We start from the raw sequence: 13,050 nt of genomic DNA on the forward strand, positions 1-13,050 counted from the left end.
TCGCCAGGCAATATTTTAAACTCCTGTTTAAGAGACAGGTGTAATAAAATAGATTCGTATCACGGAGTAGATGCGTGTATCACATGTGAAGAGTGTGTAAGCACAGAAAACTCCCCAAAAGATCTACTTTTATTTAAAGGCAGGGTCAAACTAAATACTTTTTTATATCGCGGGGTGGAGCAGTCTGGCAGCTCGTCGGGCTCATAACCCGAAGGTCGCAGGTTCAAATCCTGCCCCCGCAACCAAAATATCTTAACTTTTGTACTTTAGTGCAACCAAATATCTTAATCGTTGTACCTTATTAATGAGTTAAATAAATTAATAAGTAATACTCACTCATATTTAAAAAAATAAAAAAGGTCCGGTAGTTCAGTTGGTTAGAATGCCAGCCTGTCACGCTGGAGGTCGCGGGTTCGAGTCCCGTCCGGATCGCCATATTTTAAAGGTATACATGTTATGAAAACATGTATTTTTTTATGTTTATAGATAAAAATGAGATAATACATTTTAAAATTGAAATAAATATGAATAAATGAGAAAATACGGTTACCTGAAAACCTGAGAAAGGTGTTTTATCATGGATGAATTCCAATTTATTGATTCTATTAAACAAAATTCATATAATCAGTCATCGATTATAAAGGGAATAGGTGATGATGCAGCAGTTTTTCGTGTAACCAACTCAGACATTGTTACAGCAGTTGATACTTTTGTCGAAGGAGTGCATTTTACAAAACAAACGATGGAACCTTTTCATATCGGTTATCGAGCATTAGCTGCTAATATAAGTGATATAGCAGCAATGGGCGCAGATCCTAAATTTTATCTTGTCTCGATCGTTGTTCCAAAACAGACGACGAAAAATGATTTAGCTCAAATTTATAATGGTATGAAAACTATTTCTAATGAATTTAAGATGGATTTAATCGGTGGAGATACTGTTTCAGGTAATGAACTAACAATAACGATAACGATAATTGGACAAGTACCGCTTGGAAAAGCACGTTACCGTAGTGATGCTAAACATAATGATATCGTTTTTGTAACAGGAACACTAGGCGATTCACAAGTTGGATTACATCTCTTAAGTAATGATTTACATTTAGATCGACCAGAATATGAAAAATATATTCAATGTCATAGGATGCCCTCACCAAGAGTAAACTTTTCAAAGTCTTTACAGTCTATCGAACGGATTTCATTAAATGATGTTAGTGACGGAATTGCTAATGAATTAAGGGAAATTGCTTATAACTCAAAAGTTTCCATTACAATTGATGATGACAAAATACCAACCAGCCCTAATTTTGATCATTTTTCTATGACTAAGCAATTTGAATGGAAATATTTTGGTGGCGAAGATTTTGAATTAGTTGGGACGGTTCCTCCGAGAGATTGGGCAAAAGTTCAGGAAGCCGCCTTAAAAACAGATGTACTAGTAACTAAAATAGGAACTGTCCACTTTAATACAAACTCAATTGGTCAAGTTTTTGTAAAAAAAGGAAAGCAAATTCAAACACTAGAAAAACATGGTTATATCCACAAGGTTGGTGAATAAATGATTGCATTTGAGCAAATAACTGATACGGAAAATGAAACGATAAAAATCGGAACTTACCTTGCCTCTTTACTTGAGCATGGAGACGTTATTACGTTAGAAGGAGATCTCGGGGTAGGGAAGACGACTTTTACAAAAGGAATTGCTAAAGGACTAGGGATTAAACGAGCGGTAACAAGTCCGACTTTTACAATTATCAAGGAATATGATGGAGAAATTCCTCTGTACCATATGGATGCATATCGACTTGAGCATTCTGATGAGGATATTGGCTTTGATGAGTATTTTTTTGGTAATGGTGTTAGTGTTGTAGAATGGGCAAGTTTTATAACAGAATATCTTCCTGAAGAGCGATTGATAGTGAAAATTGAACATATCAATCTGGATAAACGAAAATTGACATTGATACCTAAAGGAAAGCGTTTTGAAAATGTCGTTCTTCAACTAAGAGAACATTGTAATGAGAGTAATTAACTGGGGGATTTTCAATGAGCATTTTAGCAATCGATACTTCTAACCAAGTATTAGGATTAGCAATTATGAAAAATGAAACGATTGTAGCAGAATTAATTACAAATATAAAAAAAGATCATTCAAGTCGACTTATGCCAGCTATTGTTGATTTGATGAAAGAAGTAGAAATGAAGCCGGATGAATTGCATGAAATTATTGTTGCTTATGGTCCCGGCTCTTATACGGGAACGAGAATCGGTGTTACAACCGCAAAAACATTAGCTTGGGCGTTAAACATACCAATCTATACCGTTTCCAGCCTAGAAGTCCTTGCAGCTAATGCCCGATTCTGTGGAGGGTATATTTGTCCGTTTTTTGATGCGCGTAGAAAGACTGTCTTTACTGGTTTATATCAATGGAACAATAAAAATAAACTTCAAACAATAAAACAAGAGCGTAATAAATCGATGGAGAGTTGGCTATATGAGCTTAAAAAGCTTAATAGTGATGTTCTGTTTTTAAGTACACAATTAGATTCGTTTAAAGAAATGATTATTTCAATAGTAGGAGAAAATGCTATTATACCGGAAAATTTATATCACCTTCCTAAGCCATCTAATTTATTCATATTAGCTAAACAAAAAAAAGAAACACCAGTGCATTTAGTTAGCCCAAATTATCTGCGAATTACAGAAGCGGAAGCAAATTGGATAAGAAGCCAAAAGGATGATTATCAACATGGCTGAGTTTTCAATTAGAGAAATGAACGTAAATGATATTGAGGATGTAATGGTGGTTGATAGTGTTTCTTTTTCCATGCCATGGACAAAGGAAATATTTGTACAGGAAATCAATCAAAATAACTACGCTCATTATTTTGTGATCGAAGAAGACGAAGAAAAAATTATCGGTTATGTTGGATTATGGATTGTAGAAGATGATGCACAAATAACAAACATAGCATTATTACCAACGTATAGAGGTTATAAAATAGGTGAAAAATTATTTGGATTTGCTGTCCAGTATGCTATTAAAAAAGGTGCGAGTCGTTTATCTTTAGAAGTACGTGTATCGAATATCATTGCTCAAAAAATGTATCGAAAATTTGGTCTCGTACCTGGAGGAATTCGAAAAAGCTATTATTCCGATAACGGCGAAGACGCATTAGTAATGTGGGTGAACTTATATTGAATAAAGATCATATTATTTTAGGTATCGAAACGAGTTGTGATGAAACAGCTGTTGCAATTGTAAAGAATGGAAGGGAAACACTTGTAAATGTCGTTTCTTCCCAAATAGAAAGTCATAAACGATTTGGAGGTGTCGTCCCTGAAATTGCTTCAAGACAACATACAGACCAAATAACAGTTGTCTTGGAGGAAGCATTTCAACATTCAAATATAACTTGGGAAAAAATTGACGCCATTGCTGTGACAGAAGGACCTGGCTTAATCGGTGCACTTTTAGTTGGCATAAATGCGGCTAAAGCTCTGGCATTTGCGAAAAATAAACCATTGATTGGTGTTCACCATATAGCTGGTCATATATATGCGAATCAATTAGAAACAGAATTTGAATTTCCTCTTCTTGCATTAATTGTTTCAGGAGGACATACTGAACTGGTTTTAATGCGTGAGCATGGAGCATATGAATTAATTGGTGAGACTTTAGACGATGCGGCAGGAGAAGCATATGATAAAATTGCAAGATCACTCGATTTGCCGTACCCAGGAGGACCACATATGGATCGACTAGCTCAAGAAGGGAAGGATATTCTAGATTTCCCAAGAGCATGGTTAGAAAAAGATAGCTTCGATTTTAGTTTTAGCGGATTAAAATCAGCTGTAATTAATTATATTCATAACAAACAACAGCGCAAAGAAGAAATTACAAAAGAAGATATTGCGGCAAGTTTTCAAGCGAGTGTTGTGGATGTATTAACGGAAAAAACATACCTTGCTGCAATGCAAAACAAAGTAAAACAAGTAATAGTAGCTGGAGGAGTAGCGGCTAATAAAGGGTTACGATCTAAAATTAACGAAAAATTTATCGATACAACTATTCCTGTTTACATTCCACCAATTCAGCTTTGTACAGATAATGCGGCAATGATCGCAGCCGCAGCTAGCATTAAATATCGTCAAGGGAAATTTGCATCCTGGGATTTAAACGGAAAAGCATCAATGGAATTAACATAATTATGCACAGACTATCCACAGAGTTGTGCATAAAGCGTATTATATAAAGCATAGCAATCTGGTTCTTGTGAATAAGTGTGTGAATAAAGGTTTTTAAATAAAATATTGTGGATAACTAGAAAAATACTGTAAAAAGTTTTATAATTAAACGAGTGTATTTTATTATCTTTGAAGTGTCCTTACAATTCCTTCCATCATTGGCGGAGGTTCAGTAATGATTCAAGAAAAACAATTGCCAGAAGACCAATTCAGGTATGATGTTACACATAAAATAAGTACAATTCAAGTTCAGAAAGGGATAAAAACAAACTAAAAAATATGCCTTTCTGACTCAATGTTTGCACTAAAGGTCTTGTCCGTATATCTCCTTCTGAATCGAGACTTCTCCATGTTTGCTTTTGTTTATTTTAATTTAGAAATTTGGTGGTCAGACAAAATGTCAAAGAAACAATCACATTATTTACAGCTTGATCTTATTATTATATTATTAGCTTTTATCGCCATTAGTCTTTTAGCAATTTATAATGCACAACAGCTTGGACAATATGAGCTTGAAGGAAATTTTGCCTTAAAACAGATTATATATTATATTATTGGTATTTTGTTATTAATAACTATACAATTTGTTGATTTGGAGCAATTATATAAATCTAGTCTTTATCTCTATATTTTTGGAGTATTACTATTAGTTATTTTGCATTTTAGTCCATCTTCAATTGCTCGCCCTGTAAATGGATCTAAGAGTTGGTTTAATGAAATACCATTTATTACAATACAGCCATCTGAAATAACAAAAATAGTCTTTATTATGTTTTTGGCCGCACTTATTGTGAAGCATAAAGAAAAGTTTGTCAATAATACGTTGAACAGTGACTTGTGGTTAATCTTAAAAATTATTTTTGCAACTCTGCTGCCAATTGCGTTTATTTTAAAACAACCCGATTTAGGAACGTCCGTCGTATTTTTGTTTATAGCTGGAATGTTAATAATCTTGTCCGGTATTGATTGGAAGATTCTTTTTGTTATGATAGTAGGTGGGATTGCCGCACTTGTTATGGCAGTACTCTTGATTGTGAATTTCCCGGATCTTTCGCAAGCTGTATTAGGAATTAAACCTTATCAAATTGATAGAGTTATGACATGGTTTGATCCAACGCAACAAGTAGAAGATGACAGGTATCAAATTGATCGTTCTCTACTTACGATTGGATCTGGACAATTAACAGGAAAAGGTATGAATAATCCGGAAGTTGCTCTACCTGAGGCACATACAGATTTTATCTTTTCAATAATTGGAGAAAGTTTTGGGTTTATAGGTGCTTCCATTGTTATTTTTGTTTTCTTTTTACTGATCTATAAGTTGGTAACTCTCGGAATGAAAAGCTTTCAATTTAGTCCTTACGGTTCCTATGTCTGTTTTGGGTTTATGGCCTTAATACTAATTCACACATTCCAAAATATTGGAATGACGATTGGGATCATGCCAATAACCGGGATACCACTCTTATTTATAAGTTATGGAGGAAGTACTATAATATCTACAATGATTGGATATGGTATCGTTTATCGTGTAGCGGTTGAGCAGTCACGTCAACAGGATTTCTTATTTAATTAGTTGTGGATGAATGCATCGTTGCTTCCAAAAGTTTCCTTTTACGCTGATGGTGGGGCTAATCTGATGGAGCCTCCACAAGGAGTTGACCGGGGTGGGCTTGCAAAAGGTAAAAAGTGATCATTGCAAAAAACAGCTTGTACAAAAAATCTTACAAGCTGTTTTGATTTATTCTTGTAACATTGTCCATTCTTCCATTAAGCGTTCAATCTGTTCTTTTATTTCATTTGATGCTGTTGTTAATTCCAATAGTTTTTCATGATCATTAAAGTTATTTGGATCGGTCATGGACAATTCTATTCCTTCCAGTTTTAATTCTAATTTTTCAATTTTATCTTCCAGTTTTGTTATTTGTCTTGCTTTCTTCCTCTGTTTACTTTGTAATCTTTTTTGTTCAGTAAATGATAATTGTGCGTAGTTAGGATTGTCCTTGTCTTTTGTATTTTTATTTTTCTCCAGTTTTTTAATCTCTTCTTGTTCCATTATTTTTTCCAAATAATAATCATAATCTCCGAGGTAAATTGTTACACCATCATGCTTCAAATCAAAAACTTTGTCGGCAATTTTATTAATAAAATACCTGTCATGAGAAACGAATAAAATCGTTCCTGCGTAATCTTGTAAAGCAGCTTCAAGTACTTCTTTACTCATAAGATCCAAATGGTTTGTCGGTTCATCTAGTAATAGAAAGTTTGACCGTTTTAACATTAATTTAGCTAGAGATACTCTTGCTTTTTCTCCACCACTTAACATAAAAATATTTTTTTCCACTTCTTCACCAGTGAATAAAAAATTACCTAAAACAGTCCGAATTTCTTGCTCTGTTTTATTCGGAAATTCATCCCACACTTCCGCTAATACCGTATTTTTTGGAGTTAAATTTTCTTGTTCTTGAGCATAGTAACCAATTTGTACATTGGATCCTAATCTTATATTTTCCTGACTTTTTAGCATTATTGCTTTTAATAGAGTAGTTTTGCCGATACCGTTTTCCCCAATAAGTGCAACTCTTTCACCACGATGAAGGTTGAAAGAAACATTCTTAAATAGGGCTTCACTTTCGTCCGGGTGCGTATAGGAAAAGTCATTGACAGAGAGGACATCATTACCACTTGTTTTTTCGATTTCAAAAGAAAAAGATGCACTGGATTCATCGCCTAAAGGTCGGTCAATTTTTTCCATCTTCTCTAATTGTTTACGCCTGCTTTGCGCACGCTTCGTTGTAGAAGCCCTTGCGATATTGCGTTGAATGAAGTCCTCCATTTCCTTCATTTCTTGTTGTTGGCGTTCATACAATTTTAAGTCTCGTTCGTAGTTTAATGCCTTTTGTTGTAGAAAGTTTGAGTAAGATCCGTGATATTTATATGTTTGCTTATGAGCAACTTCGTAAACTACATTTACGATTTTATCTAAAAAATAGCGGTCATGCGATACGATTAGTAGTGCTTTCTCATAATTACTTAAATAATTTTCTAACCAAGTTAATGTGGCAATATCCAAATGGTTCGTTGGCTCATCCAAAATTAACAATTCCGGTCTCTGCAATAAAAGCTTTCCCAGCGAAAGACGTGTTTTTTGTCCACCACTTAAGTCGTTAACAAACAAATCAAAGTCTTCTTCGGGAAAACCAAGACCGATTAAAACACCTTTTACATCACTTTTATAACGATAACCTCCATTTTGTTCAAAATTTTCTTGACGTCTGCTATATTCATTAATTAGCTTTTCATCATATTTCCCATTGGAACTCTTTTTCTCAATTTCCTCAGCAAGATTAGCTAACTCTATTTCCTCTTCAATAAATGAAGTGAATACAGACAGCATTTCCTCCAAAATGGTATGTGTGGAAACTAAATCATTATGTTGTGCTAAATAACCAATGGTCAAATCTTTCGTTTTAAAAATTTCACCACGATCGTAATCCATTTCACCTGTCATAATTTTAAGTAAGGTTGATTTGCCCGCACCATTTCGTCCTACGATTGCAATGCGGTCTCTATGTTGAATTTCCATATTAATGTCATGTAAAATAATGTCGCCAGCAAAAGACTTCACGATATTTTTTAATTGCATTAAAATCATGTTGTACACCCCATTCCTATTCAAGTGTATCTTATTTACTAACTACTCTGCAATTCCTATCAACTTGAGATAGAAAAAGGCTTTTATATCGGACTTATCTGACTATATCTGCTAAACTAAGTATAGAATATATGTGAAAGAGTGAATAATCGATGTCAAATTTCACCCATTTTAATGAACAAGGTCGTGCCAAAATGGTCGATATTTCAGATAAAAAAACGACTGTTCGGATTGCTACTGCACAAACTAGCGTTTATGTAATAGACGAAATTTATAAGAAAATAACCGAGAATCAAATTGCTAAAGGGGATGTTTTGGCAGTTGCTCAAGTAGCAGGGATTATGGCAGCTAAAAATACTTCTAATTGGATTCCGATGTGTCACCCACTATCTTTAAGTGGAGTTAATATAACTTTTAATTGGAAAAAAACGGATAAAAAGTATAAATTAATAATAAACGTTACTGTTAAAACGAAAGGTTCAACAGGTGTTGAAATGGAAGCATTGACTGCCGCTTCGGCAACGGCACTCACCGTATATGATATGTGTAAGGCGATCGATAAAGGTATCGTCATTGGGGAAACATATTTAGTGTCAAAAACTGGTGGAAAGTCAGGAGACTTTTCACGAGACGAAATATAAAGGAAATTAGAAAGAGGGGAATCAATTTGCAACATAAAATACCACAAGCAACAGCTAGACGTTTACCTTTATATTATCGATTTTTATCCAATCTACATAATCAAGGGAAAACACGTGTATCTTCAAAAGAGCTAAGTGATGCAGTAAAAGTTGATTCTGCAACCATTCGCAGAGACTTTTCCTATTTTGGAGCTTTGGGGAAAAAAGGATACGGTTATAATGTGGATTATTTGCTTGAGTTTTTTAAAACGACGTTGGCACATGATGAAATGACAGAAGTAGCTTTAGTTGGCGTTGGAAACCTAGGGACAGCATTACTTAATTATAACTTTTCAAGAAATAATAATACAAAATTAGCGATGGCATTTGATCGTTCCAAGCAGAAAGCCGGTACATTTATCGGGGGTGTGCCAATTTATCATATCGATGATTTAGAAGAAAAAATAGGGGATGTTGAAGTCGTAATCCTAACTGTGCCAGCTTCTGCTGCCCAAGAAATCGCCGATCGAATCGTTCAACAAGGGGTAAAAGGAATCGTTAATTTTACACCAGCTAGACTTACGCTTCCAGAAGATGTTCGTATACATCATATTGATTTATCCGTTGAATTGCAATCATTTGTTTACTTTTTGAAAAACTATCCATTGTAAAATACCGGGACAAAAGTTTTGGTTCTTGGGTGAAAAATCTGAACTATTAAAATTTATATTAGTTCGGATTTTCTAATTAGTAGGTTTATCCATAAACGGCGACATAAGAGTCTACTTGTTATGTATCAACTCCATATCTAGGGGTAGGGGGCGACTCATATATTGTGAAACGACTCGACGTGTTCGGAAACGACTCGACATGTTCGGAAACGACTCGACATGTTCGGAAACGACTCGACATGTTGTGAAACGACTCGACATGTTCGGAAACGACTCGACATGTTGTGAAACGACTCGACATGTTGTGAAACGACTCGACATGTTGGAAAACGACTCGACGTGTTCGGAAACGACTCGACATGTTGGAAAATGACTCGACATGTTGTGAAACGACTCGACATGTTGGAAAACGACTCGACATGTTTGGAATCGACTCGACCTGTTCGGAATTGACTCGACATGTTGGAAAATGACTCGACGTGTTCGGAAACGACTCGACATGTTCAAAATCAACTCGACATCTTGAAGGTCGAGTCATTCTTTCCAGTAATGATTAAATAGCTATGACACAGTTTCTTTCAATTGTGAAGTAAAATCATCCTGTGATCGTCCGTCTTTGGAGTTGAGGTTTTCGTTATGTCTCTGTCTGATTTTTATTCTTTCTTTAAATGCATGCGCAAATATCTGTACCCTACTCCAAAGCCTAGAGCAGCAACAGCAGCTAGTAATATTGTTGTTGCATTCCATATCGTATCTTGGACACTTGTGTATGCTAAATAAGCAAAAAGTAACCCCATTAAAAAATAAAGTATTGCCATTCTCAAAAATATCAGCCTCCAAAGAAAATAAACATAGCGTTGTTCTGGATTTGCTCTAATTGTTCTGGATCAATCAGTAATTGTGCTAAAACAGTGACTGTATTTAATGTCATATGTACGAGAATCGGCACAATAATTCTTTTCGATTGGACATATAAATAGGCAAAAACAAATCCCATTGTCGTGTATATTAAAGTATGAGTTAAATCCATATGAAGTACACCGAAAATGAGCGAGGAAATAAGGGCGCCCCAAAAAAAGTTGAATTTTTTATAAAGTGATCCAAATATGATTTTCCGAAAAATTAATTCTTCCAAAATGGGAGCACTGATTGCAGGTATTAACAAAAATATCGGATTCATTCTTGTCATTTCTACGATGACTTCGGTATTTTCAGAAGAAGGATCGATGCCGAAAAACTCAATTTCAATGGTGGCTGCAATTGCTTGCGTGTTCCAAGCTAATAACACACCGAGTGCAGTCCATCCAATAATTCTCCCGGCCGAAATTGGGTGTGCAATTTTTTCTTGACTCAAATCTTTCCGCATTAATAATAAGACTAATATTGGCCCAATAATAAAGCCGACTACATTGGAATAAATCGCTACTTCAAGCGGATCAATTCCGAATCCAAAATATAAAATAACGGGAACAACTGCTGTCATTACTAACATTAATACGTATATTAAAAAGACAAACCAATATCTTTTAGGAAACAAATAAAAAACTCCCTTGTAATTAAATTTACATTATGTATCATATCATAAAGTGAATACAGTTAATATTAATGAAGGATATGATTTTCAATCCATTTTAAATATTATTGGAAAAAGATCATTGCCTTATGTAACTATAAGTGATATATTTTATAAACCAAGTAAATTAATGGGATTAATACACTGCAAAAGAACAAAAAAGTTATTAGGAGGATGATACCAATGAGTGAAGTAAAGAAATTAAATGTGGAGAGCTTCAACCTGGATCATACAAAAGTAAAAGCTCCTTATATACGATTAGCGGGAGTGAGTAAGGGAATTAACGGGGATGAAATTTATAAATATGATCTTCGTTTTACTCAACCAAATAAAGAGCACATGGAAATGCCGGCTATACATTCACTGGAACATTTAATGGCGGAACTTAGTAGAAATTATTCAGATAAAATTGTAGATATTAGTCCAATGGGATGTCAAACTGGTTATTATTTATCTGTGATTAACCATGATGATTATGAAGATATTTTAAATTTAGTGGAAAAAGTACTGGAAGATGTACTAAAAGCTACGGAAGTCCCTGCATGCAATGAAGTGCAATGTGGTTGGGCAGCGAGCCATAGCCTAGAAGGTGCAAAAGAAAATGCCCGAAAAATGCTCGCCAAAAAGTCCGAGTGGAGAAATGTTTTTCAATAATGTTTTATATCCCTATAAACAGAGAAGAGAATGAGAAAAGTTTATTCTTTTCTCTGTTTGTTTTTTTACCCAAAAATTTAGTAGAGGAAGCAGCCCTCTTTTTTATTGAATTAATCTAATAAAGTAGAAAACACTTGCATTTTAATTTAAAATTATTTATTATAATAATTGGTGTTAGCACTCGACAGTCTCGAGTGCTAACAATGAGAAAAAATATTATTATAAAGTCTAAGGAGGGTTTCTTTACATGATTAAACCATTAGGAGATCGTGTAGTGATCGAACTTGTTGAGCAGGAGGAAAAAACTGCGAGCGGTATCGTACTGCCAGACTCTGCACAAGAAAAACCACAAGAAGGTAAAGTGGTTGCGGTAGGTTCAGGTGCAATTGTTGACGGTAAAAAAGTTGCGCTAGAAGTAGAGGAAAATGACCATATTATTTTCTCTAAGTTTGCAGGTACTGAAGTTAAGTACGAAGGTAAAGAATACTTAATTTTACGAGAAAGTGACATTTTAGCAATCGTTGAATAATAACGATTTGAAACATACTTAGTAACATGCTTATCACAAACATAAAGATACAAATATTTTAAGGAGGTACTATTAAGTTATGGCTAAAGAAATTAAATTTAGTGAAGAAGCTCGTAAATCCCTACTAAATGGGGTAGACACATTAGCGGATGCTGTAAAAGTAACATTAGGACCTAAAGGACGTAATGTTGTTCTTGATAAAAAGTTTGGTTCACCACTCATTACCAATGATGGTGTAACAATTGCTAAGGAAATTGAATTGGAAGATGCATTTGAAAACATGGGTGCACAACTTGTATCGGAAGTTGCTTCCAAGACAAACGATGTAGCTGGTGATGGTACAACAACTGCAACAGTGTTAGCACAAGCAATGATCCGTGAAGGACTTAAAAACGTTACTGCAGGTGCAAACCCAGTAGGTATCCGTCGTGGAATTGAAAAAGCTGTTGAAACGGCAGTGGAAGGACTAAAAGGTATTTCTAACAACATCGGAGATAAAGAATCAATCGCGCAAGTTGCAGCTATTTCTTCCGGTGAAGAAGAAATTGGACAACTAATTGCTGAAGCAATGGAGCGCGTTGGAAATGATGGAGTTATTACAATTGAAGAATCAAAAGGATTCTCTACTGAGCTAGAAGTAGTTGAAGGTATGGAGTTTGATCGCGGATATGCTTCTCCATATATGGTTACAGACCAAGACAAAATGGAAGCAGTTTTAGAAGATCCATACATTTTAATTACAGATAAAAAGATTTCTAATATCCAAGAAGTTTTACCAGTTCTTGAAGCGGTTGTGCAAGAAGGGAAATCCATCTTAATTATTGCTGAAGATGTTGAAGGTGAAGCACTTGCAACATTGGTGCTTAACAAATTACGTGGAACATTTAACGCTGTTGCGGTAAAAGCTCCGGGATTTGGTGACCGTCGTAAAGCAATGTTAGAAGATATTGCAATTTTAACTGGTGGGGAAGTTATTACAGAAGATTTAGCTCTAGATCTAAAATCAACTGAAATTAGTCAATTAGGACGTGCGGCAAAAATTGTTGTTTCTAAAGAAAACACAACAATTGTTGAAGGAGCTGGAAGCCCTGATGCAATCG

General features: G+C 34.9%; 14 protein-coding genes and 2 tRNA genes. 13 read left to right on the top strand and 3 right to left on the bottom strand.

Annotation, left to right across the window (positions count from 1 at the left end):
* Window positions 1–168 precede the first annotated feature (168 nt).
* From SPD89_RS21220 to SPD89_RS21255, 8 genes are all read left to right on the top strand, one after another.
* Window positions 169–245, top strand: a tRNA-Met gene (locus SPD89_RS21220).
* A 113-nt stretch (window positions 246–358) separates the two neighbouring features.
* Window positions 359–435 (top strand) — tRNA-Asp (locus SPD89_RS21225).
* Window positions 436–577: 142 nt separating this feature from the next.
* On the top strand, window positions 578–1,558 hold the full coding sequence (thiL, locus tag SPD89_RS21230; RefSeq protein ID WP_336263937.1) for a thiamine-phosphate kinase: 981 nt from the start codon (window positions 578–580) through the stop codon (window positions 1,556–1,558).
* Window positions 1,559–2,032: a tRNA (adenosine(37)-N6)-threonylcarbamoyltransferase complex ATPase subunit type 1 TsaE gene (tsaE, locus tag SPD89_RS21235; RefSeq protein ID WP_336263938.1), complete on the top strand. Its 474-nt coding sequence runs from the start codon at window positions 1,559–1,561 to the stop codon at window positions 2,030–2,032.
* A 14-nt stretch (window positions 2,033–2,046) separates the two neighbouring features.
* Window positions 2,047–2,757: a tRNA (adenosine(37)-N6)-threonylcarbamoyltransferase complex dimerization subunit type 1 TsaB gene (gene tsaB, locus SPD89_RS21240; RefSeq protein ID WP_336263939.1), complete on the top strand. Its 711-nt coding sequence runs from the start codon at window positions 2,047–2,049 to the stop codon at window positions 2,755–2,757.
* The gene (gene rimI / locus SPD89_RS21245) at window positions 2,750–3,202 is read left to right on the top strand and encodes a ribosomal protein S18-alanine N-acetyltransferase (RefSeq protein ID WP_336263940.1); all 453 of its coding nucleotides are present in this window, start codon (window positions 2,750–2,752) and stop codon (window positions 3,200–3,202) included. Before tsaB ends, rimI begins: the two co-directional genes overlap by 8 nt.
* Window positions 3,199–4,209: a tRNA (adenosine(37)-N6)-threonylcarbamoyltransferase complex transferase subunit TsaD gene (gene tsaD / locus SPD89_RS21250; protein WP_336263941.1), complete on the top strand. Its 1,011-nt coding sequence runs from the start codon at window positions 3,199–3,201 to the stop codon at window positions 4,207–4,209. Before rimI ends, tsaD begins: the two co-directional genes overlap by 4 nt.
* A 436-nt stretch (window positions 4,210–4,645) precedes the next feature.
* Window positions 4,646–5,824: an FtsW/RodA/SpoVE family cell cycle protein gene (locus SPD89_RS21255; protein WP_336263942.1), complete on the top strand. Its 1,179-nt coding sequence runs from the start codon at window positions 4,646–4,648 to the stop codon at window positions 5,822–5,824.
* A gap of 165 nt (window positions 5,825–5,989) precedes the next feature.
* Here SPD89_RS21255 and SPD89_RS21260 read toward each other — a convergent pair whose 3' ends face one another.
* Window positions 5,990–7,903, bottom strand: a complete 1,914-nt coding sequence (locus SPD89_RS21260) for an ABC-F family ATP-binding cassette domain-containing protein (protein WP_336263943.1) — start codon at window positions 7,901–7,903, stop codon at window positions 5,990–5,992.
* 152 nt (window positions 7,904–8,055) lie between these two features.
* Here SPD89_RS21260 and moaC point away from each other — a divergent pair, with 152 nt between their 5' ends.
* Together moaC and SPD89_RS21270 are read left to right on the top strand one after the other, a co-directional pair.
* Window positions 8,056–8,544, top strand: coding sequence for a cyclic pyranopterin monophosphate synthase MoaC (moaC, locus tag SPD89_RS21265; RefSeq protein WP_336263944.1), 489 nt, complete (start codon window positions 8,056–8,058; stop codon window positions 8,542–8,544).
* A gap of 20 nt (window positions 8,545–8,564) precedes the next feature.
* A complete protein-coding gene (locus tag SPD89_RS21270) occupies window positions 8,565–9,194 on the top strand; it encodes a redox-sensing transcriptional repressor Rex (RefSeq protein WP_336263949.1) in 630 nt (209 codons plus the stop codon).
* Between the two features lie 653 nt (window positions 9,195–9,847).
* On the opposite strand, the gene SPD89_RS21275 is transcribed toward SPD89_RS21270, so the two are convergent.
* Together SPD89_RS21275 and SPD89_RS21280 are read right to left on the bottom strand one after the other, a co-directional pair.
* Window positions 9,848–10,012 carry a YdiK family protein gene (locus tag SPD89_RS21275; RefSeq protein WP_336263950.1) on the bottom strand — a complete coding sequence of 55 codons (165 nt, stop codon included), beginning with the start codon at window positions 10,010–10,012 and terminating at the stop codon, window positions 9,848–9,850.
* An 11-nt stretch (window positions 10,013–10,023) separates the two neighbouring features.
* Window positions 10,024–10,731, bottom strand: a complete 708-nt coding sequence (locus tag SPD89_RS21280; RefSeq protein ID WP_336263945.1) for a CPBP family intramembrane glutamic endopeptidase — start codon at window positions 10,729–10,731, stop codon at window positions 10,024–10,026.
* A 219-nt stretch (window positions 10,732–10,950) separates the two neighbouring features.
* Between SPD89_RS21280 and SPD89_RS21285 the strand changes: the two genes are divergently transcribed.
* The 3 genes from SPD89_RS21285 to groEL form a co-directional block, all read left to right on the top strand.
* Window positions 10,951–11,421 (top strand): S-ribosylhomocysteine lyase, encoded by a 471-nt coding sequence (locus tag SPD89_RS21285; RefSeq protein WP_336263946.1) that lies wholly within the window; start codon window positions 10,951–10,953, stop codon window positions 11,419–11,421.
* Between the two features lie 247 nt (window positions 11,422–11,668).
* Window positions 11,669–11,950 (top strand): co-chaperone GroES, encoded by a 282-nt coding sequence (groES, locus tag SPD89_RS21290; protein WP_336263947.1) that lies wholly within the window; start codon window positions 11,669–11,671, stop codon window positions 11,948–11,950.
* Window positions 11,951–12,029: 79 nt separating this feature from the next.
* The coding region (gene groEL, locus SPD89_RS21295) for a chaperonin GroEL (RefSeq protein ID WP_336263948.1) at window positions 12,030–13,050 on the top strand (1,021 nt) is incomplete at its 3' end.

This window comes from Pseudogracilibacillus sp. SO30301A, assembly GCF_037072025.1.
In the GTDB taxonomy this organism is placed as follows: domain Bacteria; phylum Bacillota; class Bacilli; order Bacillales; family Amphibacillaceae; genus Pseudogracilibacillus.